The sequence below is a fragment of the Sphingomonas sp. FG14 genome (assembly GCF_057809675.1).
Window position 1 is genome coordinate 151124 of the sequence record NZ_JBMDKK010000001.1, and the last position, 24984, is coordinate 176107.

A 24984-nucleotide genomic window follows, 5' to 3' on the forward strand; every position below is an offset into this window, starting at 1 on the left:
GCGTCAGGGCAGCTTCGCCTTGGGAAAACCGCCCCAGACCGTATCGTAATCGACCTGCAGCTCGGCGCGCTCCATCGCGTGGCGCGTGGGGCGATAGGGCCAGCAGCTTTCGACCATGAACGCCATCGTGCCGTCGATCTTGTGAGGTTTCAGTTCGGCGTGGCTCGCGGCTTCCCACGACGCGACGTCGGGGCCATGCCCGGCCATCAGATTGTGCAGGCTGATCGCGCCCGGCGCGAAGCCGTCGGCCTTCGCGTCATAGGCTCCATGGATCAGCCCCATGCATTCGCTCATCACGTTGCGGTGGAACCAGGGTGGGCGGAAGGTGTCTTCTCCCACCATCCAGCGCGGCGGGAAGATCACGAAATCGGCATTGGCGCGGCCCGGCACGTTGCTGGGCGAGGTGAGCACGGTGAAGATCGAGGGGTCGGGATGATCGTAGCTGACCGTGCCGATCGTGTTGAACTTCGCCAGATCGTAGCGGCACGGCGCGAGATTGCCGTGCCAGGCGACGACGTCGAGCGGCGAATGGTCTAGCGTCGTCGTCCAGAGCGATCCCAGATATTTCTGAACCAGCTCGAAGGGCTCGTCGCGATCCTCGAACCAGGCGACCGGCGTTTCGAAATCGCGCGGATTGGCGAGGCCGTTTGCGCCGATCGGGCCGAGATCGGGCAGGCGGAAAAGACCGCCGTGATTTTCCGCGACATAGCCGCGCGCTTCGCCATCGGGCAGCAGCGCGCGGAACCGCACGCCGCGCGGGACGAGCGCGATCTGGCCCGGCGCGATATTGATCTGGCCGAGCTCGGTAAGCAAGGTCAACCGGCCGCGTTCGGGGATGAACAGCAGTTCGCCATCGGCATCGACGAATGCGCGCGCCACCATGTCGGCATTGGCGCGATAGACATGCACGGCCACGCCCTCCAGCGAGGCTGCGTCCTGATTGACCATCATCGTCGCCATGCCGTCGATCAGGTCGGTCGGCGTATCGGGCATCGCCAGCGGGTTCCAGCGCAGGCGATTGGGGGAAAGGGGGCCGTCCGCGATGTCGGGCGAGAAATGCACGGCGCCTTCATAGGGACGATAGGGGGCATGTTCGGCTGACGGGCGTAGCCGGTAGAGCCAGCTCCGCCGGTTTTCATGGCGCGGCGCGGTGAAGGCGGTCCCCGAAAGCTGCTCGGCATAGAGTCCGAAGGCCGGGCGCTGCGGCGAATTGCGGCCTTCAGGCAGCGCGCCGGACACCGCTTCGGTCGAGACGTGATTGCCGAAACCCGGGATATAACTGGTCATTGCGATCCCCTTGCCGCTTTCGGAAAAAATGATGGGCATGTTCGGGTGGGGCGGGTTGTTCAGGCCCACCCCCGACCCCTCCTGTAAACGGGAGGGGAGATCTTATGCGTCTACCTTGCTCGCGACGGCGCCGCGCTTCACCTGATCGGCCTCGATCGACTTGAACAGGGCGGTGAAATTGCCTTCGCCGAAACCTTCGTCCTTCTTGCGCTGGATGAATTCGAAGAAGACGGGGCCGATGCGCGGCTGCGCGAAAATCTGGAGCAGCAGACGCGGATCGTCGTTCTCGGTCGATCCGTCGAGCAGGATGCCGCGCTTCTGCAGTTCCTCGGTCGGCTCGCCATGGCCGGGCAGGCGATCTTCCAGCATCTCGTAATAAGTGGCGGGCGGCGCATCCATCAGCGGCACGCCGCCGGCCTTCAGCTTGTCGATGCAGGTGATGAGATCGTCGCAAATCAGCGCGATATGCTGGATGCCCTCACCATTATATTCGCGCAGATATTCTTCGATCTGGCCACCGCCGGCCTTGCCTTCCTCATTCAATGGAATGCGGATCTTGCCGTCGGGCGCGGTCATCGCGCGGCTGGTGAGGCCGGTATATTCGCCCTTGATGTCGAAATAGCGGATTTCGCGGAAATTGAAGACGCGCTCGTAGAACGCCGCCCAATGCGCCATGCGGCCGCCATAGACATTGTGGGTCAGGTGATCGATCAGCTTGAAGCCTGCGCCCACTGGATGGCGATCGACGCCGGGCAGATAGACGAAGTCGATGTCGTAGATCGACAGATTGTCGCCATAGCGATCCACCAGATAGATGAAGGCGCCGCCGATGCCGCGGATCGCGGGGATGCGCAGTTCCATCACGCCGGTCTTGCTCTCGACGGGCTCGGCGCCGCGCGCGATCGCCTCGTCATAAGCCTTGGCCGCGTCCTTGACGCGGAACGCCATGCCGCAGGCCGACGGGCCATGCTCGGCGGCAAAATAGGCGGCGGGGCTGCGCGGCTCGTAATTGGCGATCAGGTTGATCTCGCCCTGGCGCCACAGATGAACGTCCTTCGAGCGGTGCTGCGCGATCCGCTCGAAGCCCATCGCCTCGAACGCCGGCTCCAGCACGCCCTTTTCCGGGGCGCAGAACTCGATGAATTCGAATCCGTCCAGGCCCAGCGGATTTTCGAACAGGTCGGTCATGATGCGCTCCAATGTAGTTTCATTTGATACTACATCTTCAGGGCGCACGAGTCAACGTGCTCCGGATCGCGGAGCGACGGGATATTTGAGAATAGAGTGGATGCTTAAGCCAGCAATTCCTTGAGCGGCGTGCCTGCATCGGCAAGCTGTTCGCGCGTCGGCGACAGCCCTTCGAGCACGAACTTGCGGCCCTGGACATAGTCCTTGGTGGCGTTGACGCAATCGAGCGCGATCACCTTGCCGCCCTTCAGATAGACGATCGAGAAGGAGCGGGCGGCGGGATCGCCGCGCACCACGATATCGTCATGATCGGTCGAAAGCCCGACGGTCTGCAGGCGCAGGTCGTACTGGTTGGACCAGAACCACGGCAGCGCATGATAGGGCTGGGCATCGCCCATGATCGCCTTGGCGACGGTCGCGGCCTGGTCATTGGCGTTCTGCACCGATTCGAGCCGGATGCGCTGGCCGCCGCAAAAGCCGTTTTCGTGGGCGGCGCAGTCGCCGATCGCATAGATATCGGGCAGCGAGGTGCGGCAGATATGATCCACATCGACGCCGTTGCCGCCATTGGCCCCAGCTGCGATCAACGGGCCCACGGCCGGGATGATGCCGATGCCGACGATCACCATCTGCGCCGGAATCACTTCGCCGTCTGCCATGCGGACGCCGGTCACCTTGCCATTCTCGCCGACAAAGCCGTCGAGCCGGGCCTCAAGCCGCACATCGACGCCATGTGCGCGGTGCTCCGCCTCGTAGAAGCGCGACAGCGGTTCGCCGGCGACGCGCGCGAGCACGCGCGGCAGCGCCTCGAGCACGGTAACGGTCTTGCCGAACTTGCTGAGCACCGCCGCGGCCTCGAGCCCGATATAGCCGCCGCCGACCACGACGACGTCGGTGATCGAATCGAGCGCGGCCATCATCGCATCGGCATCGGCGCGGGTGCGAACGACATGGACGCCCGCCAGATCCGATCCCTCGCAGGGCAGCATGCGGGGCGTTCCGCCGGTCGCCCAGATCAGGGTGCCGTATCCGATCGTGTCACCGCCCGCGATCGTGACGGCCTTGCCCGCCGGATCGACCTCGGTCACGCGCTTGCCCGTCAGCATCTCAACATTGCGGTCGGCCCAGAAGCTTGCCGGGCGGATCAGGATGCGTTCGAACGTCTTCTCGCCCGAGAAATATTCCTTGGAGAGCGGCGGGCGCTCATAGGGGATTTCGGGCTCGTCGCCGACGACCGCGATGCTGCCTTCGAAACCCTGTTGACGAAGCACCACCGCTGCTTGCGCGCCGCCATGGCCGGCTCCGACAATCAGGACATCATAAGACGACATGGGCACCCCCGCTTGAAAGATCGTGAGCCTCTAACGCTCCGTAACGTAAATTTCGAGCACCTATTCCGCCGAGTTGCGTCTGCCGCAAGTGACGATCTGCATCGGATGGCCCCTGGCTGCCGGCAATATCTCGACAGAGAGGTCGAATATCTCGCCGATGGCGGCGGGGGTGAGCGTATCGGCGACCGGGCCATGCGCGGTCAGCCGGCCGGCGCTGAGCAGTGCGACATCGTCGGCGATCCGCGCGGCGTGATTGAGATCGTGCAGCACGATCACCACACCGCAGCCGCGATCAGCGGCTGCGCGGAAACGATCCAATATGTCGATCTGATGTGCGGGATCGAGGCTGGCGAGCGGTTCGTCGGCCAGCAGCCATTCCGGCGTGCCAGCCAGTACGCGCGCCAGCAGCACGCGGGCGCGCTCGCCGCCGGACAATTCGTTCGCCGGCCGATCTGCGAAGCGTTCGGTGTCGGTTGCCGCCATGGCGTCGGCGATTGCGGAGCGATCGGTTTCTGACGGCGCGGCGAAGGGAGAACGCCACGGATGACGGCCGAGCGCGATCACGTCGCGCGCAAGCAGACTCCAGACCAGTTCGGCGGATTGCGGCAGATAGCCGATGCGGCGTGCGCGTTCGCGTGGAGCAAGCGCCGCGATCGGCGTGCCATTAAGCGCGGTTGTGCCGTGATCGGGGCGCAGCAGGCCGGCAAGACAACGCAGCAGGCTGGTCTTGCCGGCGCCATTCGGGCCGAGCAGCACGGTGATGCGGCCGGGACGCAGAGACAGCGAGATCTTGTCGAGTACAAGTCGGCGGCCGAGGTTGAGCGAGAGCGATTCAGCGGTCAGAGCCATGACGACCGCCGCCGCATGTTCATGAGCAAGACGAAGAAGAAAGGCGTGCCGATCAGCGCCATCGCGATGCCGAGCCTGATCTCACCGGCGCCGGGCGACAGCCGGACGAGGCTGTCGGCGGCGAGGAGGAGCATTGCGCCACCGAATGCGGAAGGGAGCAGCAACGCCGAGGGTTTCTGCCCGACCAGCGGACGAAGAAGGTGCGGGACGATCAGTCCGACAAAGCCGACCACGCCGGAAACCGCGACGCAGGCGCCGACTGCAAGGCCCAGCCCCAGGACGATGATCGTCTGCAACCGACCGGTTGAAAGGCCGAGCGAGCGCGCGGCGTCCTCGCCCAGGCTCAGCAGGTCGAGCGCGGGCGCGGAGAAAGCAAGCAGCGCCATGCCGGCGAAGATGAAGGGCAGGGCGAGGGCGACATCATCGAAGCTGCGATCGGTGAGCGCACCCATCAGCCATGAGATGATCTCAGACGTGGCGAAAGGATTGGGCGCGATCGAGATGAGGAAGGCGGTGAGCGAGCCCGACAGGCTGGAGAGCACCATGCCCGCCAGGATGAAGGCGATCGCGCTGCCGTACCGGCCGACAAGCATGGCGAGCAGCAGCACGGCGGAGGCCGCGCCTGCCATCGCGCTGCCGAAGATGACGAAGGGTGAGAGCGCGAAACCCAGGAAGATCGCGCCGACCGCGCCGAGCGCGGCGGTGGAGGCGACGCCGACCAGCGTGGGATCGGCGAGCGGATTGCGCAGATACCCCTGGAGCACCGCGCCAGACAGGCCAAGCGCCGCACCGATCGCGGTGGCGAGGATCGCGCGCGGCAGGCGCAGTTCCAGGATGATCCACCAGCCGGTATCGTGGCTGAACCAGGCGGAGAAGGGCACCCAGACCTTGCCGGCCATCAGCGACAGGCCGAACATGACGATGCATGTGAAGGCAAGGGTGAGCGTGATGCTGAGAGTACGGCTCACCGAACTTCTCCCATCAAGGAGGAGGTAGGGGGGCGATTTATTCTGTTCTTGTTCGTCACCCCAGCGAAAGCTGGGGCCCATGCCATGCCTGTTTCCCGGCACTCGGAATCGTATGGATTCCAGCTTTCGCTGGAATGACGTGATGGGCGTATCGTCGAAACGCTCTTCATCCGATCCCCCGGCGGATCTCGGTGAGCCGCTTCAATGCGGGGATGACGACCGGGCCGGCGCACCAGGACAGATGCTCCGGAAAATCGGCCTGTACAGTCGTACCAGCCCGATCCAGCGCGCGCTCGCGCATCGTGCGCATGCGATTTTCGTCGCCGGTGCCGCGCGCCGTGGGCGGCGCCAGCATCACGCGGGGCGGGGCGGCGACCACCTGGTCGAGCGGCAGATAGCCGGTGAAGGCGAGCCCGTAATCGGCGGCGGCGTTGCGGAAGCCGGCATGGCGCATCAGCGAATCGTCGAGCGTACCGGCACCAGAGACGAGCCCGCCCGCGTGCCAAAGCAGCGCGGGGACGGGGGCGGTGCCGGGTGGCGGGGCGGCCGCCGTTGCGGCGGCGTCGATCCGCGCGACGAGCGCGCGGCCGCGTGCGGGTTCCCCGATCGCATCTGCGATCGTCATCACCTGCGCGCGCGCTTCGGCGATCGTTGAGGGCGTGTCTATCGCCAAAGTCCGGATCCCTGCGCGGGCATAGGCGTTGCGCGACGCTGCCGGCTCGAAGCGTCCGAAAATGACGAGTTCGGGGTGAAGCGCGACCACCTCTTCGGCAGTGCCGGCGGTTGCGCGAAATCGGCGGGCCAGTGCGGGATCGATCGAACTCGATCCCGGCTCGCGCGAATAATGGCTGATCGCCGCGATCCGCTCATGCGGCGCGATCTCCATCAGGATCGCATCGGCGCACGGATTGGTGGAAACAATCGTCGAATGGCGCGCTTCAGGCACGCCGGCAGCCGAACATCCCGCGAGCGGCAGGATCATCGGCCACCAGCGCATGAGTTTTAATGTTTGGAGCGCTTCCTGGCCGAAAAACCGGTTCCCACTTTTTCGGGAAGCGCTCCGGAACATCAGAATCCCGCCCGCACGCCGATATAGGCGGCGCGGCCGAAGGTGCCGTAGCCCGAGACGGTCTGATAGTTCACGTCGAACAGGTTATCGACGCGGCCGTAGAGAGTGAAGCGTCCGTCGATCGCGTAAGCGGCACGGATGCCGGTCAGCAAATAGGAATCGAGCCGCACGCTGTTCGCCGCATTGTCGAAGCTGTCGCCGACATGCAGCACGTCCGCGCCCAGGCTCAGCCCGTCCATCGGCGTGTAATCGATCGCGGCGCTGACGGTGTGGCGCGGGCGGCGGGCGAGTTCCTTGCCGAAATTGGCGCCCGGCGTGCGGTTTTCCGCATCGGTGAAGCTGTAGGAAGCCGTGAAGTCGAGCGCCTCGACCGGCTTCATCTCCAGCAGGAATTCCAGTCCCTTCGCACGCGCCCTGGCGATATTGTCATAGGTGCCATAGGGGCGGTTCGCGCAGATGCCCGTGAACGGAGCCGAACAGGAGATGAAGTCGATCTGGTTGCGCGTGCGGCGCTGGAACAGCGTCACGCCGGCGACGAGCGCGCCGTCGAGCAAGGTCTGCTGGATGCCGACATCATAGCTTTTCGCCTGTTCGGGCTTGAGTAGCGGATTGCCGTAACCGGTCAGGCTGGCGTCGAGCTGGAACAGCGTGGGCGCCTTGAAGCCCTCGCCGTAATTGGCGCGCAGCAAAGTGCCGGTACCCAGCTTCAGCGCTGCATTGGCGCCGATCGTGGTGTGGCCGCCGAACTGTTCATGGTCATCATGGCGTACGCCGCCGGTCAGGGTCAGCACGGCGATCGGCTTGACGATGATCTGGCCATGGAAGCTGTCGATGCCGGTCTTTGCGGCGGTGCGGGAAAAGCCGTCGTCGGTCAGCAGCTTCGACGTCTCGGTCTCCGCACCAAACACGGCGCGGAACATGTCGGAGAACGTCAGATCGCCCTGATATTCGAAACGCTCGGTGCGGCCGCGTGCGAGGAACGTGGGCACGGGGCCGAAAGCGGGATTGAAATTGTCGCGGTCGATATCGGCGATGACGAACGCGAGGCGGTTCTTCAGCTTGCCGTCGAAGAGCCGGGCATTGAGCCCGGCATAGCCGTAGATCTCCCGCGCGGTCGAATATTCGTCGGTATCGCCGAACGCGTAGGTCGGCGGCGCGAACCCGTCGAGATCGGTGCGGCTGTCGGCGAAGTTGCCGCGCAGGTCGATATCGAAATCCTCGCCCAGCGCGATGCCCAGCCGGGCATTAGCGCCATATTGGCGGAAGCCGTCGCGTTCCGTGCCGCCGGCATATTGCGAGACGCCATCGGTGCGATACCAGTTGCCGCCGATCGACCCCGAAAAAGCGCCACTGCTGCCCGAAAGCTGCGCGGTGGCGTTGACGCTGTCATAGGAGCCGTATTCGGCGCGTGCGCGAGCCTGCAGCCCCTCGGCTGGCCGCGCCGTCATGATGTTGACGACGCCGCCCAGTGCCTGGCTGCCCCAGGGCACCGAATTGGGGCCGCGCACCACTTCGATCCGATCGAAATTGCCGATCATCAGATGCCCGAAATCGAACGCGCCGGAGGGCGCGGAAGGATCGCCCGCGCGGACGCCGTCGATCAGCACCAGCGTCTGCCCGTCCTCGGCACCGCGGATGCGCAGCGCGGTCACGGCGCCGGGGCCGCCGGTGCGCGTCACCGACACGCCGGGGGTGTGCATCAGCAGATCGGTCGCGACCACCGCCTGGCTGCGTTCGATCGCTGCGCGATCGATGATGGTGACGGCCTGGCCGGTCTCGTCGGCATTCTGTGACGCGCCGATCGCGGTGATGATGATGTCTTCCGGCGCGTCGTCGGCAAGCGCTGGCGTGGCGGTGCCGGCAAATGCGGCGGCAAATGCGATGGTCGAAATGGTCTTCACGGCAATGTCCCTTCGTTCAACGACGTCACGATGTCGCCAAACGAGGAGGACCTCGCCCGCCCGGTGCACCCCGCCCGCGTGGAAGAACGACGATGACGGGCAGGTCTCCTGGCTCCCGGGTCAATGCCTGGTTCGCGCCGCCTTCCCGGGAAGAACCCCAGTGGCATATGGCGCGATGGCTCGCCGGTTACAGTAGCGGGGGCTGCCGGGGCTTCAGCCAAAGGCCGCACCCCGTTCCCTTTTCATCCCGTCGCCGGGAACCCGTCATGGGCGGGCGCATAGCGATGGACGGCATGAAAGCCAAGGGGAGCGACAAGTGCCGAATATGGTCGTGTATTGACAACGGTGGTGTAAATTCAGGGCGGCGGACCGTTTGCGATGCGGGCGGCTTCGGCGTAAAGGGCGCTCGGGAAGCGGATTAATGACATCTTGAAAACCAGTGACTTCGTAAATTCTGTCTTGGCTCTGCCTCGTGCGGCCAAGCGGTTGATCGTGCTTTCGGTCGATGCAGCGATCTGCGTGGTCAGCGTTCTGCTGGCCTTCTATCTCAGGATCGGCGAATGGGTGGAGATCGAAGGTCCGCCGGTATTGCCCATCCTGGCGTCGATCGCACTTGCCTTGCCGATTTTCGTCAGCTTCGGTCTCTACCGGACGATCTTCCGATATTCCGGCGGAGCCGCCCTGCTGACCATCGGCAAGGCGGTTACCGTCTATGCCATCCCGTTCGCCTTGCTGTTCACGCTTGGCGCCATTCCCGGCGTGCCCCGAACGATCGGCCTGATCCAGCCGATCCTGCTGTTCCTTTTCGTTGCGGGCTCGCGCACCCTGGCGAGCGCCTTTCTGGGGGAGACATATCAGGCGTTGTGGCGGCGAGGGCAGGTGCCGCGCGTTCTGATCTATGGCGCCGGGTCGGCCGGCCGTCAGCTTGCATCCGCGATGCGGTCGAGCAGCGAGATGCAGCTGGTCGGGTTCGTCGACGACGATCCGGCGCTTGCCAACTCGACGATGAATGGCGTGACCATCTATGGACCTCATGCCTTGCGCGATCTCGTCGTTCGGGCCGAGGTGACCGAGATATTGCTCGCCATCCCGTCCGCCAATCGTGCGCGGCGGACGGAAATCGTGCGCGATCTCAAGGAATATGGGCTGCACGTTCGCACCTTGCCCGGGCTCATGGACATCGCGCGCGGCAAGATCTCCATCGCCGATCTGAAGGAGCTGGATATCGAGGATCTGCTGGGGCGCGCATCGGTGCCGCCGGATCCCGCGCTGCTGGCGCGGGATATCGCCGGAAAGACGGTGCTCGTCACCGGGGCGGGCGGGTCGATCGGCAGTGAACTGTGCCGCCAGATCGCGGCGATCGGACCGAGGACGCTGCTGCTGGTCGATAACAGCGAGTTCATGCTCTATACGCTGCATCAGGAACTGGCAGGAGCGCCGCAGCTCGATTTCCCGCTGGTTCCTCTGCTCGCATCGGTTTGCGACGCTGCGCGGATGGAAGAGATCGTATCGGTGTGGCGGCCGGAGAGCATCTTCCACGCGGCCGCTTACAAGCATGTTCCACTGGTTGAGCACAATCCGGTAGAGGGCGTCCGCAACAATGTGATCGGTACGCTCACCATGGCGCAATTGGCGCGGCAATATGGCGTGGCGAGTTTCGTCCTGATCAGCACGGACAAGGCGGTCAGGCCGACGAACGTCATGGGAACCAGCAAGCGGCTGGCGGAACTGATCCTGCAGGCACTTCATGCCGAAGGCGGCGAGACCCGCTTTTCAATGGTGCGATTCGGGAATGTGCTGGGTTCCAACGGTTCGGTCGTGCCGTTGTTTCGCGGGCAGATCGCGGCCGGTGGACCGATTACGATCACGCATCCCGATATCATCCGCTATTTCATGACGATTCCGGAAGCCGCGCAACTGGTTCTCCAGGCAGGTGCGATGGCGCAGGGTGGCGAGGTGTTCGTGCTCGACATGGGAGAGCCGGTCCGCATCATCGACATGGCGCGCAACATGATCGAGCTCTCGGGCCTCACGGTGCGGGATGGAGATAATCCGGATGGCGATATCGAAATCGAGGTGGTCGGCCTTCGGCCGGGCGAAAAGCTCTACGAAGAACTGCTGATCGGAGCGGATTCGCGCGAAACGGGGCATCCGCGCATCCAGATGGCCAATGAACGTTTTGTGGCGTGGCTGGAACTGGACAGGATGCTGCAAGCACTTATGACGGCCCTTCGCAATGGTGATCCGTTGTCGACCTGCGCGATCTTGAGGGAGGTTGTTCCAGAGTTTGAGTCGACCGATGAGATGTTCGATTTCGTGGCGCTGGAACGTCTGCGGCACGAGAAGCGGGTTTGACGACACGGGTTGATTGCAGGGTGAATTTCCGAGCGGTGCTTTCCAGCGTACATATTGAAAGCTGGGCTTGTTTTTGCCATTCCGTGCTGCCATCAGGAACTGCCTGTGCACGTCCGTGGGGGCGCTCCTGCGATAACGGTTTCATGTGACCGAAAGATTCTCTCAAAAACTGCGCACTGATTGGGTTTTCTGGATGTTGGTGGCCTTTGTGGTGCTGGCATTCCTGACAGGTGGCAGCGCACGCGCCGACGTTCAGTCGCTCGTGATACTGCGCCCGGTGGCGGCGTTGACACTCGGCTTTGGCATCTGGGGACTTGAGCACGCTCAAATCCGCGAGTTTCGCGTATTGCTCTATTTCGCGCTGGCCTGTCTGGCTCTCCTTGTCCTGCATCTCATTCCACTGCCGCCGCTTCTTTGGACGGCGCTGCCAGGGCATGAGCTTGCCGCTCAAGCGGATGCACTGGCGGGTATCTCCCACCCATGGCGTCCTCTCAGCTTGATACCTGTCCGGACGATCAATGCCTTGTGCTCATTGGTCGTCCCCGGTGCAGCGCTGATACTCGCGATCCGCTGCACCAAGGAGCAGAGGTATCGCCTGTTGGGGCTGATGATCCTGCTCGGATTGGCGAGCGGCCTGCTGGGGATTCTGCAGGCGGTGGGGCCTGCCAGCGGGCCGCTCTATTTGTACAAGATTACGAATGAGGGCAGCGCTGTCGGGTTCTTCGCCAATCGGAATCATCAGGCTGCATTGCTCGCCAGCATATTCCCGATGCTTGCGATCTACACCTCGACTGGAATTCGTTCGGTCGAACAGGCTCGCATTCGCGCATGGCTGGCCTTGGGTGGAGGGAGCGTCCTCATCCCGCTTTTGCTTGTCACTGGATCGCGCGCTGGCCTGATCCTAGGCGCCTTGGGTATAGGGGGCGCAGCGTTGCTGTATCGACGGCCATTGGTCACCAAACCGGCAAAGCGCAAGGTTCGCAAGATCGATCCCCAGTTTGTTTTCATAGGCCTGGCTGCGACCGTCTTGGCTGTCCTGACCGCGTTGCTTTCGCGCGCGAGCGCGCTGCAGCGCCTCCTGGCTCCCGATGAGGTTGATGGCATGCGATCCGCAATCTTTCGGCCGATCTGGAATTTGTTGATAACCTATTTTCCTTTCGGGTCCGGGCTGGGCACCTTCATGGAGGTGTATAAGGTGTCGGAGGCTGACGGTTCGCTTTCTCCTTCATATGTCAATCATGCTCACAATGACTGGCTCGAGCTGGTCATGACAGGCGGCGCTCCCGCACTGGCGCTGTTGCTTGTTGCGTTTGGGCTTTGGCTTGTTTCGAGTTGGCGGGCGTTCGGTTCCTGGGGCGAACGGGGGCGTGAAATCCTGTTCGCCAGATTGGGATCGATCATCGTGCTGATGCTGGGCTTGGCGAGTTTCGTGGACTATCCGTTGCGTGTTCCGTCGATAGCGGTGGTATTCACGATTTCCGCCGTTTGGATGGCTTCATTATTCCATGGCAGCGAAGCGCGATAGTCTGATGATGCCAGCTTTGAAGGGGCTAAGAGGAAATTTGATGATCAGACGTCTTACTCTGGCTATTCTGTCATTGTCGCTTGTCTCATGCGCGCATTCAACGGCGCTGGGCGGTGGACAGGATATTCAGGTGGTCCCCGGTAGCGAGTTGCCAGCACCTCAGCGTGCCGACCTGTTTTCACAGGACAGGCCTTATCTGGTTGGCCCTTTCGACAAGCTTATCATCGATGTCTTTGGAATCGAGGAACTGAGCGAGCGAGAAGTTCAAACCGATGCAAGCGGCAGAATCTCGTTCCCACTCGCAGGGGTGATCGAGGCGGCCGGCAAGACACCCGGAGAGGTCGCCGGTGAAATTGAATCGCGGTTGCGCGGACGTTTCATCAAGGACCCGCAAGTCACGGTAAATCTCAAGGACACGGTCAGCCAGGTCATCACCGTGGACGGACAGGTGCGCGAGCCAGGTCTCTATCCCGTGGTGGGACGGATGACGCTGATGCGTGCGGTCGCCACCGCAAAAGGAGCTGGCGAATTCGCGCGCCTCGATGACGTTGTCGTCTTTCGCTCGGTTAATGGCCAGCAGATGGCCGCTCTCTATAATTTGAAAGCGATCAGACGGGGCGCATATCCGGATCCGGAGGTATATGCGAACGATGTCGTTGTGGTAGGCGACTCGCAGGCCCGGCGGATCTTCAAGGATATTCTGCAGGCTTCTCCGCTGATCACCACGCCGATTATCGCTTTGATCCAACGGCGCTAGCCGCGTATTGGCGGCAACGATTTCAATCGGGAAGCACGAATGCAAATAGCCAAGCCGGAGCCCGGCGACTCTCCTCGGTCTTTTGCCGTTACCGCGATGGAGCCGGAAAACGGTGCGCAAACGAGCGCGCCGTTACTGCTTCACTATTGGCATATCGTCCTTCGCTGGAAGTGGGTGATCGTTGGAATTGTCGCGGCCTGCGTCGCTGCTGGCTTGGTTGTCACCTTGTTGATGACGCCAAAGTATACGGCGACATCCCGTATCGAGATCAGCAGAGAGCAAAAGAAGGTTACGAACGTGCAGGGCCTCGAGTCGGACGAGGCTGGGCAGGATCTGGAGTTCTATCAAACTCAGTATTCGCTGCTCGAGGCACGGTCCTTGGCAGAGCGTGTTGTTCGTGAACTGAAATTGGCCTCCAGCGAGGAGTTTTTTGCGGCACACGGGCAGGTGCCTGCGGACGACAGCGGCGGCCTGTTTGCTACACGGAAGAACAGGATGCTTACGCCGGCGGAGCGCACGGCGAGAGAGCATGAAGCCACCAAGCTGTTGATCGAGCATATCGCCATCTCGCCGATCCGCGGATCGAGGCTTGTCGATATCAGCTATACCAGTTCGTCACCGGCACTGTCCGCGAAGATCGCGAACAGCTGGACGACCCAATTCATGCAGGCCAGCATGGATCGCCGGTTCATGTCGACCGCGGATGCCCGCGCTTTCCTGGAAGGGCGCTTGGCGGAATTACGTGGGCGCCTGGAGCAATCCGAGCGTGATCTGGTCGGCTATGCAGCTCAGAAGGGCATTGTATCGCTAAGCAAAAGCGAAGGAGCAGACGGTAAAACCCGCACGGAACGCACTCTGGTTTCTGAGGATCTGGAAGCGCTTAATATGGCCCTTGCACGCGCGACCGCGGAGCGGGTTGCTGCTGAAAGCAAGTCCGGAGCTGGCGCGGGACGTGGTGCAAGCCCGGAGGCTCTTTCCAATCAGGCAATAGGTTCCCTACGGCAAAAACGGGCCGAAGCCGCCGCCGAATACGCGAAGATGCTTGTGCAGTTCGAGCCGGGCTATCCGGCTGCTCGGGCTCTCGATGAGCAAGTCAGGACTCTCGACGCGGCGATCGCAAGAGAAGAGACACGTGTGCAGGGCAGCATCTCGGCCGAATATAGAGAGGCAATTCAGCGGGAAGCCGCGCTGAAGGAAAAAGTGGAGAATTTGAAAGGACGCCTCGGCCTTCAGCAAAGAGACAGTATCCAGTATAATATCTATCAGCGCGAGGCGGATACTAATCGTGAGCTTTATGATGGACTTCTGCAACGCTACAAGGAGATCGGCGTCGCCGGAGTCGGTGCGAACAACATCGCAATCGTAGATGTTGCAAAGGTACCCGAACGCCCCTCAGCACCCAGCTTGCCGATCAATCTGGCGCTCGCTCTGCTGGCGGGCGTGGTACTCGCGGCGGGAACGACCTTTGCCCTCGAGCAGATCGATGAAGGGTTGCGTGAGCCGGGTCAGGTCAATCGCCAGTTGAAACTTCCGCTGCTGGGTAGCGTGCCCGATATCGAGCATGAAGATACGCTGGAACAGCTGAACGATGCGAAATCGGTCGTTTCGGAGGCTTATCTCAGCATCAGATCGAACCTTGCCTTCTCGACCGACCATGGTGTCCCACGGTCGTTCATGATCACGAGCACTCGCCAGGCGGAAGGCAAGAGCACTACGAGTATGGCCTTGGCGACCGTTCTCGGCCGCACTGGCAAGAATGTCCTGATTATCGATGCGGATATGCGTTCCCCTTCGATCCACAAGTTCCTTGGCGCGTCGAACAAGGCGGGTCTGAGTAATTTTCTGGCTGGCGAGAACGACTGGCGACAGTTGGTGATCGAGACATCTGCAAAGGGGCTCAGCCTGATGCCCGCGGGACCGACTCCTCCGAGTGCCGCGGAGCTGCTCAGCAGTGATCGGCTGTCACAGTTGATCGGCCACTTGCTGAAGGAATTCGATCATGTTGTGATCGATTCTCCGCCAATATTGGGTCTTGCCGATGCACCGCTCATTTCACGAGCGGTCGAAGGAAGTGTTTTTGTTGTTGAAGCGGAGGGCGTCGCGGTTCGAGGCGTTAAAATGGCGCTTGATCGGCTTGGTTCCGTCCACGCCCATATCTACGGCGCTGTCCTGACCAAGTTGAAGCGCCGCCAGGCGAGCTATGGCTATGGCTATGGCTATGGTTATGGCTATGGTGACAACGAGGAGGAGCGCGGCGCATGACGGCTGCTCCTTCGATCAGGAAAAGGAGCAGATGGGTATCGGCCGCGATCGTGGTCGCAGTCATGGCATTGGCGATCTTCACCTTCGTCAGCGCCGTAGGAAATTTATCGACCGGACGAGCGCCCTGGTTTGTGAGTGCGCTGGGAGTAGCGGATCCGATCGGCCCGGTGAGGTTTGTTGACGACGTGCTCGTTGAGTCGCCGACGCGATTGCGTGCGCTTGAATTGCAGCGAGACGCACTTGCTTCGATTCGATCGCAGGCCATCAATCCGGAAGCCTTTCGGACACTCGCGTTCAGCAAGGATGTTCTGGGGGATCCCGCTGGCGCCGCACGCTTGATGACGTTTTCGCATCAGCTTTCTCGACGCGATCTGCTCACTCAGATTTGGCTTATCGAGCAAAAGGTCAGGTCAGGCGATCTTCCGGGCGCACTGCATCATTACGACGTCGCGCTCAGCGTATCGACCGACAGCGCGGAGCTGCTATTCCCGATCTTGGCTGAAGCCCTGACAGACGATCGGATTCGTCGCGCATTTGTATCGAAGTTCAAGGAAGATCCGGATTGGCTGGCGCCTTTCGTCGGTTTTTTTCTTGAAAAGCGATCCGATCCACAGACGCTCTTCAATATGGTGGCTCGTGCGGGGGGAATGCCCCGCCAGAAGGCCTTTGCGCCTTTTGAGAGCTGGCTTTTGTCCAGGCTGGCGAACGAAGGATGGCCGGATGCGGCGCGAATCTATTATCGTTCCCTGGCGGGCGCGCGTCTGGATATCGTCAATCGGGCTTCCTTTGATGCCGACGATGTTTCGCCCAGATTTGCACCCTTGACCTGGGATCTCGCCGAATCTGCCGATTACGGCGCATCGATAGAGCAGCAGGAGCATGCCAATGTCATGCGCCTTGCCGCGCAGCCAGGTGAGCGTGCCATAGTTGCGAGGAAGCTGTTTTTTCTGCCCTCTGGAACGCGATCGTTGAAAATCGTCTATCGGGGCGATTCCGGTGGAGGCGCGGCAATGGTCTCGATGATGTGTTTGAAGCGCAACGGAGCGACCGAGTTCATGCGTCAATCTCTGAACGTTTCCCAAGGACGCCACGTGCTCGAGACTGCGTTGCCTGTGCCAGTGGGCTGCTTGGCGCAGCGTCTGCAAATGGAGATTGCCGGCGATGCCGTAGGGCGAGCGTCAGACATGGTCGTCGAGAAGATCGATCTGGTCTGATTCGGGCGTGCCGGCGGTCACTTCGGAAAAAGATCGAGCATCGCTTTCGCCACATGATCCCAATCTCGCGGGATCCCGCTGAGCGCGGCTTGCCAATCCGGTGCCCAGCCAGCGGCAAGGCGTTGGCGGAGATCGGCAACCGCGTCGGCAAGTGAGCCAGGGGATAGTGGGTCGAAGTAGATCGCGGAATCTCCGCAGAGCGTATGCGCATAGGGGCGATCGGCGCATAGTATCGGCAGGCCAAGGTACATCGCTTCGACCAACGGAAAGCCATAGCTTTCCTCCAGCGAAGGAAAAACCAGCGCATCGGCTTTCGTATAGTGGACACGCATTTCAGTCGGATCGAGTTGCCCCAGCCAATGGATGCGTTGAGCAAGCATTTGACCTGCGGGCCGGTCGCAAGTCAGTGTGATGGTTTCCAAATCGCGCTCCGCAGCCTCGTGCGAGGCATAGTCGACAAGCATGCCATGATTCTTATGGGGATAGGGGGCTGCCGGGAAGAAGAGACGAAGTTTGCCCGTGCTCTTTCCACTGGCACGAGAAGCATCGCCCTGATCCAGCAGCCAGGCGGGCGGCGGCTGCGGAATGACCGCGACCTTTCCATTTAGCTGTGGATAGGTCTCGACAATACGCTTTCGCATCAACTCGGTTTGCACGATGACGCAGTCCAGCCATTTGAGGTTTGCCCGGAATATGGCTCGACTGATCGTCGCCTTGATCGTGTTCAGCGTTGAAGTTCGGTCGCTTTCGCCGGTGAGGAAAGAAGAGTGAGCCAGCACCACTTGGAAGCCTTGATGGCGGACCGGCAGATCGCCCAGTACCAGAATGGGGCCCGTACGCCCGAAGCGAGCGCTGAGTAGGGTGCATTCCAGAAGTCGTGATATCGCATTGGGCAGCCGTCTTCGATATATCGCATAGCGAATATCGTTTTGGATCGGACGGTAGTGGCTTATCGGCCCTCGATCGGGCAGCCAGAACTGGCCTATCAGCCCCCCCCCATTTCTCTCGAGCGCGGGGAGAAGCGATTCCGCGAGCCGGACGGCGCCCATTCCTTGCAGGTTTGTTGCGAGGATATCGATCGATTGATCCGGGGCTGGGTTTCGGACGGTCATGCATAGTACCAAGGGTTGGCTGGAGCAGGCATATTGTCTATCATCGCGCTGCGGATGCAGTCGGCCATATAAGATGCTGCCCGCTCGGGTGTGAGTTGCGCTGCGAGCATTCCGCTGGCCGTGCGGGCATTGGTGACCATATTCCTATTTTCTGCATATTTGCGCAGAAGGTTGGCAAGTGTCGCGGAATCTCGGGCCGGAAATGTTGAGCCGCAATGCCAGCGATCGATCATCGCGGATGCTCCGGTCTCATGTGTCGCGATGACCGCGCATCCGGCCATGACGGCTTCGTTGACAACGACAGCCCATCCGTCGTGAAGGCTGGGAACCACGAGCAAGTCGTAGTCCATCAGAGTGATCTGTGTTTTCCCGAACGGGATCGGGCCGCGAAATCTGCTATTGTCGGGTAGGGGAGGGAATGCTCCTATTTCCCCAGGGCCGAAAATATCGAAGGTGATCCGCAGATCACCAACTTCCCTTATCGCATCCAGGGCAGTCAAAAGGCCTTTTCGTTCGATCAAAGCACCTACGAACGCGACCTTGAGGTGGTCCGGATCGATCGCAATGCGGCCTCCGTTCGACGGAATAAAATAACCGAACGGGAATATTTTTGAATCCGGTATTCCAATTTTTTTGAATTGATCGAATGCAAGGGGCGATATCGAGAAAATGCCCTTTATATAATTTTTTATAATATACCCGTATATTGCGTATATTTTTGGGCGAGCCCATTTTTTAATTTTGCCTAATCGTCCGGTGTCATTGAAATATCCAGCAGCGATAGGGGAATAAGGTTCGGAAACCAGAAAAACATATTTTCGATTAATGAGTGCTAAGATAAGTGCTATCGACAATTTTCCGAGTTCAAATGGACTGCCGAAAATATGAATGGTTCCCGGATCTTCATTGAGAATATCCGATATCCTGCGGTACCAATTTTTTGCGGGAAGTTTGATGGTCGTGATTTCTGTTGCGACGGGCTTCCAGCCTTGCTCCTTGCGGTCGCTATTCTCAGTCTTTGTGACTACGGCCGTGGCCCTGGCCCCGAGTGTTTTTGCCAATGCAAGGTATGTGTGGCTGACATGGTTTGTCAGCACTGGCTGCCAGAAGACAATCCGCTTGTTCATTTTTCGCCGTTTCTGAATGCAAAGGCGGCGAGTTCGGCTCCCGCAGGATGCAGGGCGAAGCGATTCTTTACGATACGCTGGGCATCGAGCGCCCTTTGTCTCAGCTTTTCTCGATGTTCGATCAGTTGCCGAATGGCATCAATGAGTTCTTCGGGGTCATTCTGAACGATATAGCAGGCGCTGTTGCCGAATATGGCGCGTACATCGCTGATGTCTGTCGCGATGAGCGCAAGTCCGTACTCCGCATATTCGATCGTCTTCGATGGAAAGGTGGAGTCGGCATAGGCGCCGCCCACGGGTTTCAACGACAACCCAATATGCGCTGTTTGCAGCAAGGCGCGATAATCTGGCGTTGATAACCTGCCGTGGATACGGATTTCCGGATGGGATGGGCAAACCGCCTCTTGCGAGAGGCTATCCATTCCTGCTCCGAAGCCGACCACGTCGATCGTTACCTGTGCGTAATCGGCGTTGCCGCTTCCTCTCATGCGGCGAATGACTTCGAGCAAAAGCCCTGCGCCCGTTTCCTGGGTCAATGTACCGCTGAACAGAATATGGAGAGGTCCGTTCCAGTTCCGGTCGTCGGTACCCTCTGTCTCGTCGGTTCTTTCGATTGCTCCGTAATAGGGCATTGTCGGCCTGATTCGTGTTCCCTCCGCCAGGGCGGAGCAGGCGAGCAAAGCTCCATCGGAAATGAGTCGTTCGAAAAAGCTTGTGGGGGCATTTCCCCTTGATTCCGTCCGGGTCCGGTCAGATGTGACGGGGCCGTCCTCGATGTCGAGAAGAGTGGGTTGATTGCGCGCGCTGAGCCAGGTGAGCGCAGGTAAATATGCGATAAGCTGATTGTAGAAGAGGTGGGTGCCCGATGTCCGTCGCCGCGAAAGCCGGATGGCCATGGCCAGCATCCAGAACATGCTGATGGCCTCGGAGAGGATACGGCGATGGTTCATTGGGCCGTAGACAATCGGAACGCCTTGGATCCGGCCGACCATCGCGGGGTGATGCTCGCCTCTGCGCGCGGCGCGGCCGCGACCCATGCTGACGATGACGGCCCTGACACCGTTGGCCCTTAGTGCACGACAGAGCATGACGATCTTGCGCGTCGCGGCAGGGCTGTCGCCGGAAATGCCGCGCGACAGGCGGATGTCATCGTCCACAGCATTGGAATAAAAATATAATCTACGGGGCACTAGGGTAGTATCCGCTTTTCAATCGCAGGAATGCCGGCTGAGAGCGTATCCGGCGCAATGTCATTGACGACCACGGCTCCGGCCGCGACAATGCTTCCGGGGCCGATCGTGACTCCTCCGAGGATCATGGCGCCTGCTCCGATCCAGCATCCGTCCCCGATCGAGATTGGCAGCGCGAGGCCTCTGCCCGCTCTGCGATCGTGATTGCCGATGTCATGGCTTCCTGTGATCAGTCGTACATCCGGGCCAATGTCGCAGTTGGATCCGATCGAAATCGGCGCATCGAGATGAGTATAGATTCTGCTGCCGGGGCTCAGCCAAGTCCGATCACCGACACTCAGATCGCCACGGCCATAGATCCAGCCGCCACCGCTGACGCAGGTGTCCTGTCCCAGGCGAATTCCGCAAAAGCGGAGTATCCAGCGCCTTAGCGCGAAGAACCGCGTCGGCGGCAAGGGAAACAGCAGCAGGTTCATCAGGTGTCGAAGCATGTCATCCTGCCATTCTATTCACCGGCATTCCGAAGCTTCCGGAGCGACTGTCAAGGTACCATTTCATCACCACCGTAAAGATGATGAACATCAATATATTGGTATCGGATGCCGCGAAGCCGATCGGAAGATACGCGATGTTCAAGCCAAATATGGCAGCCAGAGCGGCGACGTTCAAATCGCCCTTCCGCATCATCTTTCGCCAGAATCCGGTAGAAAAATACCCCAGGAAGAACATGATGGCGAGTGTTCCGGCATAACCGAAGTCAAGGTAAAGATTGGAATACGCCGTGGACCATCCCACACCCGTAAATCCCTGGGATTCGAGGAGTTGAACTTTGTATCTGTAGGCTTGCTCGACGGATATTCCTGTCAGGCCTTCAATCTGCCGTAGTATAAATGGAAAGCTCAGCGCGCCATAGAATTTAAACTGCGTGGATGTGTCCCAGAATCTATCCAAAAGGGCGGCCGAGTGTGTGAAATATACGGTCGCTTCGATGGTTGCAGATCGTATCGATGAGCCAAGGAAATTGAGCATGGCGGAGAATGTGTCATTCAATCGGTATTTGAAAAATGCTTCGAGGATGACCTCTTTGCTGATGGATATCCTGTCATCGCCTCTCGCGATGGCGATATATCCCATGTATAGAGACATAATGGCGAAAATGAGAATTCCGAATAACTTTCCAGAAACCCTGTGATCTTCCGGGGATCGCAGTCTGTGAATCATCTGGGCGAGTATGGTAAGGATTATGATCTGCAGGGCGGCTTGGCGGCCGGCGCTCAACAGGGCGGGCATCAGGAAGCAGATGCCTGCGCTGCCAAGCCATAAAAACTGTGAGCGGCTGAGGAATTTTCGGTGGACGATGGCAAAGAAGTAGCAATACAGGCTTGCCCATGTCATGAGCACGCTGACCTTGCCGAAAATCGTCGCGGATTGTTTGAAAACCACGGCTTCGCGCAATTCTCCCAGGCTGCTGACGCTCAGGCCGCCACTTAGCGCAAAGTCTGCGAATTGCGCGATCGCGCCGGCCGTGCCGACAAACCAGAGCGTCTTGACGATAGGTAGGAAGCGGTGAAAGTCGCTTGTCAGTTCCTGTGGGGACATCGGCTGGGCAGGGCCGGTCGAATGCGTGGCCAACGTCGCCAGGAAGGCGCCTGCCATGAACGCGGCTCCGGTTGAGGTCAGCAGGATCGTCAGGCGGTACTGGTCGTCGTGCAGGTAAGGATAGTCGATCAGGCCAAACGTTATAGGGCCGACGCAAATCAGCCAGGCAATGCAAAAGAGCCACACAGGGCCACGCAGTCGCGCGCTCCCGATCATACAGATGATGATGAAGGCCATGTAAAACGCTAGCATATCCAATAATCCTGCTTCATGCCATCATTTGAAAATGATCATCGGATCAAGTTTTTTAAAAAATAGAATGTTCATTTGAAAAATGAACATCGGCCTCGTCGATTTAAAGAAGTAATTTAGCAAAAAATTCATTGTCATTTGGGCAAATACAAATGCAAATGCGGCGCCGATCAAAGAGAAGTTTGATATTAGGATGGGGTACAGGCATATTGCTATCGATGTGCTTATTGCTGTTTGTGCAAGGGCAATTTTGGTGTTTCCGAAGTTTATAATCCAGCTATTTGTTATTTGTCCTATCGTTCCGAATATGATCGACCATACGATCACTGAGAGAACAGGAGCGGCATCTGCATATGCGTGTCCGAAGATCGTTGTTATTATGAAATTCGATAATATTGTTGCAATGGCGCAGCCGGATAGCGCCGTCAGTGTCAAGATTCTCATGATGTTTCCGAATAATCGGTAATATGCTTGGCGATCGTCGAGCCAGTATCTGGCGAGCGTCGGGGCGAATGCGGTCATGATGGCGGTTGGCACGAAGAACCAGATCTCGATGAGCCGGACGGCGGATGCGTATATGCCGAGGGGCTCCGGGCCCAGCATCCACTTGATCAGGATCTGGTCGCCGCGGAGGTAGAGGCTGATCACCGCTACGCGCACGAACAGGGGGCTTGCCTGGCGCATCAGGGATAGTGCGACGTAGCGCAGGAAGCGCAAATGCTTCGAATGCAGTTCGGGGCCATTGGCTGCGACGAGGGATGCGCCTGCGATGACCGCCTCAAGGGTGGTCAATATAGCCATTGTCGCCAGCGATCCGTTCATCGCCAGGGCGGTGATCTTGAGTGCCGCGGCAATCGCGAACGCGCTTAGCCGGATCAGCACAATGGTCGGAACGCGATGATGGGCCTGCAGCCTGTATTCGAATACGTCGAGCGACTGGAATATCAAGCTGGCGGAAAGAATGGCTGTCAGCAAGAGGCTCTGACTCTGTGGACCATCGGCAAGCAGGGCGAGTGTGCCGGCAACGATGGCTGCCGCGCTTCCGCCCAGAAAGCGCAGGATCAGCGATGCGCGGACGATTTCCGTCTCGAGCGATGGGTGGCGGACGAGCTCTCGCAGCACGATTTCCGGAAGGCCAAGCGTCGCCAGTGCAGTGGCCATGACCACCAGGGATTGAGCGTAGCTGAACAGGCCGAACTCGCCTGGCCCGAAATGGCGGGCCATCCAGATCACGACCGTCGCGTTTCCGATCAATCGGATTATGCGATCGGCGATCAGGATGCCGCTGTTCAGCAGCAGTGTGCGGCCTTTGTGTGGGAGGGAGGATGTCATGCTGTCATGTGTGGGGCGGCAGGGGCATTGCCATCAATGCCTACCTTGCGCGTCGGATATGTGCGGCCGCGTGAAACGGTTGGGGGAAGGTGTCCTTAGTGATGGGCGTTGCCAAATAATGTCCGTAGGCTGAGAGGGGCTTGAGAGATGCGCGCGCGCCGCAGGGGAGTTGCTGCCATATCGAGCCCATCGCGAGGCGTTTGTCGTCATATTGCGCATGGACGCCTCGCGATTGCCGATCCTTGTTCTGGCGGATAGCGCCAAAACAGGACCGGTGAAAGCCTCGCGCGCGCTTGCGGTGTTCGTGCCGGTTCAACGGTGTGGCGCGCGCTCGGAGGCGATGATCTGCGCGATGTGTGCATTGGCAGCCTGGTATCTTGAATTCTTCATAAAACCGGAAACGTCCAGCGTGCCGACGTTTTCGCCCATCTTGAAATCTATGCTTGAGTCGCTCATCGCAAAAACGCGAAAGGTCAAATCTTCCAGCCCTTGCGGTACGATGGGCACTGTCCAGGTGGATGTTTGCAATACCGGTTGCGATTGAGGTTTGTTTTCCGGGAAATGGAGGAACGCCGTTCTGCTTCCAACGACGCAATTTCCACTGTAGCTGTTGATTCCTCGGAAATAGCATACGCCGGGTACCGCATCCAGGAAATGAATGCAGTTATCATTGCCGATAACTTCAAAATGAGGATTTATCCATGTCACAGGACCTGTGAATATGTCTCCGGATGGGCGGTATGTAACCAATTTTGTTCTTGATGAGTCGCCGCATATTATGGTGCATAGATGCAAGCCAAAGGCGGCTGATCCAGAAAATATCAAAGGTGTGGCATTGTCAAATGGTACGTAGAATTCACAATCCACCATGGAATTATCCGTGTTTGGACCAGATATTTTTTTGTGCGGTAAATTATATGACAGTTCAATTGAATCGCAATCATGTGACGTGAAGAAGCAAATGTGCTTGTTGATTTTATTGCTGTTCTCGAACCTGCATCTTGACCAGCTTGTGCTTTCTGCTCCAATGGATATTATAGAAGATTTTGAATAGTTTCCGCTTATTGATAAATTTTCAAATTTATTGTTATTGCAATTCGGGCTTTTTTCGCTCCTGCATAGATATATCGCGGCCTGGCTTTGAAATCTCAAGGACAGGAATTGCATATCTTCCACATGCATGTTGTTTCTGCCTATTGCATTGAGCAATATTCTGTTTGATGTTGCCGATCTGATCTTGGTTGCAAAGGGGCCAGACCCTTTCAACTTCAGTATCTTGTAGAATTGGGTGGGGTCGTCATTGGTGGCATCTATCTCTGAAACGTCGTAGGCCCCTTGAGGGAAAAGCAGGCTTCCGCCGCCGGGCAGCGAAAGCACGTAGCGAATGGCCTGATTGATAAAGGGCGCGAGATCCGTTTCGCAGGTCTCGCTGCGTATCCCGGCATGTAATTCTGAAGGAATGAACCGCAGGATGGAGACGTCGGTGGAGCAGGATGATTCCGTCGAATGAGAGGCACTGGAGGACGCCGCGCTTCGGCTGGATATGGCGAGCGCGGGGAGGGCCGTCAGCACTTCTCGTCGTTTGAGAGATGGTGGCTTCATATCTGACTCTTGCTCGTGCTGGGGCCATGGTGCAAGCGCGATCGCGCGAGCTTGGTCGAGGGCT

19 protein-coding genes and 1 riboswitch are annotated in these 24984 nt (G+C 59.5%); of the genes, 5 read left to right on the plus strand and 14 right to left on the minus strand.

The window, feature by feature from the left end:
• Window positions 1–3: 3 nt before the first annotated feature.
• From hmgA to ACODTA_RS00720, 7 genes are all read right to left on the minus strand, one after another.
• The gene (gene hmgA / locus ACODTA_RS00690) at window positions 4–1287 is read right to left on the minus strand and encodes a homogentisate 1,2-dioxygenase (RefSeq protein ID WP_489063787.1); all 1284 of its coding nucleotides are present in this window, start codon (window positions 1285–1287) and stop codon (window positions 4–6) included.
• A gap of 102 nt (window positions 1288–1389) precedes the next feature.
• Window positions 1390–2475 (minus strand): 4-hydroxyphenylpyruvate dioxygenase, encoded by a 1086-nt coding sequence (gene hppD, locus ACODTA_RS00695; protein WP_489063789.1) that lies wholly within the window; start codon window positions 2473–2475, stop codon window positions 1390–1392.
• Window positions 2476–2579: 104 nt separating this feature from the next.
• On the minus strand, window positions 2580–3806 hold the full coding sequence (locus ACODTA_RS00700) for an NAD(P)/FAD-dependent oxidoreductase (RefSeq protein ID WP_489063791.1): 1227 nt from the start codon (window positions 3804–3806) through the stop codon (window positions 2580–2582).
• 60 nt (window positions 3807–3866) lie between these two features.
• A complete protein-coding gene (locus ACODTA_RS00705) occupies window positions 3867–4655 on the minus strand; it encodes an ABC transporter ATP-binding protein (RefSeq protein ID WP_489063793.1) in 789 nt (262 codons plus the stop codon).
• Entirely contained in the window at window positions 4646–5623 is a 978-nt protein-coding gene (locus ACODTA_RS00710; protein WP_489063795.1) for a FecCD family ABC transporter permease, read from the minus strand. The genes ACODTA_RS00705 and ACODTA_RS00710 overlap by 10 nt, the downstream gene beginning before the upstream one ends.
• A 166-nt stretch (window positions 5624–5789) precedes the next feature.
• A complete protein-coding gene (locus ACODTA_RS00715; RefSeq protein WP_489063797.1) occupies window positions 5790–6620 on the minus strand; it encodes an ABC transporter substrate-binding protein in 831 nt (276 codons plus the stop codon).
• A 71-nt stretch (window positions 6621–6691) separates the two neighbouring features.
• On the minus strand, window positions 6692–8593 hold the full coding sequence (locus ACODTA_RS00720; RefSeq protein ID WP_489063799.1) for a TonB-dependent receptor plug domain-containing protein: 1902 nt from the start codon (window positions 8591–8593) through the stop codon (window positions 6692–6694).
• A gap of 81 nt (window positions 8594–8674) precedes the next feature.
• Window positions 8675–8873, minus strand: a riboswitch (cobalamin riboswitch).
• A 179-nt stretch (window positions 8874–9052) separates the two neighbouring features.
• On the opposite strand from ACODTA_RS00720, the gene ACODTA_RS00725 reads away from it, so the two are divergent.
• From ACODTA_RS00725 to ACODTA_RS00745, 5 genes are all read left to right on the plus strand, one after another.
• Window positions 9053–10948: a polysaccharide biosynthesis protein gene (locus ACODTA_RS00725; protein WP_489063801.1), complete on the plus strand. Its 1896-nt coding sequence runs from the start codon at window positions 9053–9055 to the stop codon at window positions 10946–10948.
• Between the two features lie 145 nt (window positions 10949–11093).
• Complete coding sequence (locus tag ACODTA_RS00730) at window positions 11094–12473, plus strand: O-antigen ligase family protein (RefSeq protein WP_489063803.1); 1380 nt, start codon at window positions 11094–11096, stop codon at window positions 12471–12473.
• Between the two features lie 40 nt (window positions 12474–12513).
• Window positions 12514–13230 carry a polysaccharide biosynthesis/export family protein gene (locus ACODTA_RS00735; protein ID WP_489063805.1) on the plus strand — a complete coding sequence of 239 codons (717 nt, stop codon included), beginning with the start codon at window positions 12514–12516 and terminating at the stop codon, window positions 13228–13230.
• A gap of 39 nt (window positions 13231–13269) precedes the next feature.
• The gene (locus ACODTA_RS00740; protein WP_489063807.1) at window positions 13270–15492 is read left to right on the plus strand and encodes a GumC family protein; all 2223 of its coding nucleotides are present in this window, start codon (window positions 13270–13272) and stop codon (window positions 15490–15492) included.
• On the plus strand, window positions 15489–16706 hold the full coding sequence (locus tag ACODTA_RS00745) for a hypothetical protein (protein ID WP_489063809.1): 1218 nt from the start codon (window positions 15489–15491) through the stop codon (window positions 16704–16706). The genes ACODTA_RS00740 and ACODTA_RS00745 overlap by 4 nt, the downstream gene beginning before the upstream one ends.
• A gap of 17 nt (window positions 16707–16723) precedes the next feature.
• Here the strand turns inward: ACODTA_RS00745 and ACODTA_RS00750 are convergent, their stop codons facing one another.
• The 7 genes from ACODTA_RS00750 to ACODTA_RS00780 form a co-directional block, all read right to left on the minus strand.
• Entirely contained in the window at window positions 16724–17818 is a 1095-nt protein-coding gene (locus ACODTA_RS00750; protein WP_489063810.1) for a glycosyltransferase, read from the minus strand.
• Window positions 17815–18945, minus strand: a complete 1131-nt coding sequence (locus ACODTA_RS00755) for a glycosyltransferase family 4 protein (RefSeq protein WP_489063812.1) — start codon at window positions 18943–18945, stop codon at window positions 17815–17817. Before ACODTA_RS00755 ends, ACODTA_RS00750 begins: the two co-directional genes overlap by 4 nt.
• Window positions 18942–20102, minus strand: coding sequence for a glycosyltransferase (locus ACODTA_RS00760; protein ID WP_489063814.1), 1161 nt, complete (start codon window positions 20100–20102; stop codon window positions 18942–18944). Before ACODTA_RS00760 ends, ACODTA_RS00755 begins: the two co-directional genes overlap by 4 nt.
• 32 nt (window positions 20103–20134) lie before the next feature.
• Complete coding sequence (locus ACODTA_RS00765; protein ID WP_489063816.1) at window positions 20135–20611, minus strand: acyltransferase; 477 nt, start codon at window positions 20609–20611, stop codon at window positions 20135–20137.
• 16 nt (window positions 20612–20627) lie between these two features.
• Window positions 20628–21971, minus strand: coding sequence for an O-antigen polymerase (locus ACODTA_RS00770; protein WP_489063817.1), 1344 nt, complete (start codon window positions 21969–21971; stop codon window positions 20628–20630).
• A gap of 39 nt (window positions 21972–22010) precedes the next feature.
• Window positions 22011–23318: a flippase gene (locus ACODTA_RS00775; protein WP_489063819.1), complete on the minus strand. Its 1308-nt coding sequence runs from the start codon at window positions 23316–23318 to the stop codon at window positions 22011–22013.
• Between the two features lie 312 nt (window positions 23319–23630).
• Window positions 23631–24920, minus strand: coding sequence for a hypothetical protein (locus ACODTA_RS00780; protein ID WP_489063821.1), 1290 nt, complete (start codon window positions 24918–24920; stop codon window positions 23631–23633).
• Window positions 24921–24984 lie beyond the last annotated feature (64 nt).

Bases quoted from the DNA above. Each gene is read 5' to 3' on its own strand.
- ACODTA_RS00705 (WP_489063793.1), bottom strand. From the start codon at position 4,655: ATGGCTCTGACCGCTGAATCGCTCTCGCTCAACCTCGGCCGCCGACTT.
- ACODTA_RS00770 (WP_489063817.1), bottom strand. From the start codon at position 21,971: ATGGCCTTCATCATCATCTGTATGATCGGGAGCGCGCGACTGCGTGGC.
- ACODTA_RS00715 (WP_489063797.1), bottom strand. From the start codon at position 6,620: ATGCGCTGGTGGCCGATGATCCTGCCGCTCGCGGGATGTTCGGCTGCC.
- ACODTA_RS00765 (WP_489063816.1), bottom strand. From the start codon at position 20,611: ATGAACCTGCTGCTGTTTCCCTTGCCGCCGACGCGGTTCTTCGCGCTA.
- ACODTA_RS00755 (WP_489063812.1), bottom strand. From the start codon at position 18,945: ATGAACAAGCGGATTGTCTTCTGGCAGCCAGTGCTGACAAACCATGTC.
- ACODTA_RS00775 (WP_489063819.1), bottom strand. From the start codon at position 23,318: ATGACATCCTCCCTCCCACACAAAGGCCGCACACTGCTGCTGAACAGC.
- hppD (WP_489063789.1), bottom strand. From the start codon at position 2,475: ATGACCGACCTGTTCGAAAATCCGCTGGGCCTGGACGGATTCGAATTC.
- ACODTA_RS00740 (WP_489063807.1), top strand. From the start codon at position 13,270: ATGCAAATAGCCAAGCCGGAGCCCGGCGACTCTCCTCGGTCTTTTGCC.
- ACODTA_RS00700 (WP_489063791.1), bottom strand. From the start codon at position 3,806: ATGTCGTCTTATGATGTCCTGATTGTCGGAGCCGGCCATGGCGGCGCG.
- ACODTA_RS00735 (WP_489063805.1), top strand. From the start codon at position 12,514: ATGATCAGACGTCTTACTCTGGCTATTCTGTCATTGTCGCTTGTCTCA.
- ACODTA_RS00750 (WP_489063810.1), bottom strand. From the start codon at position 17,818: ATGACCGTCCGAAACCCAGCCCCGGATCAATCGATCGATATCCTCGCA.
- ACODTA_RS00780 (WP_489063821.1), bottom strand. From the start codon at position 24,920: ATGAAGCCACCATCTCTCAAACGACGAGAAGTGCTGACGGCCCTCCCC.
- hmgA (WP_489063787.1), bottom strand. From the start codon at position 1,287: ATGACCAGTTATATCCCGGGTTTCGGCAATCACGTCTCGACCGAAGCG.
- ACODTA_RS00745 (WP_489063809.1), top strand. From the start codon at position 15,489: ATGACGGCTGCTCCTTCGATCAGGAAAAGGAGCAGATGGGTATCGGCC.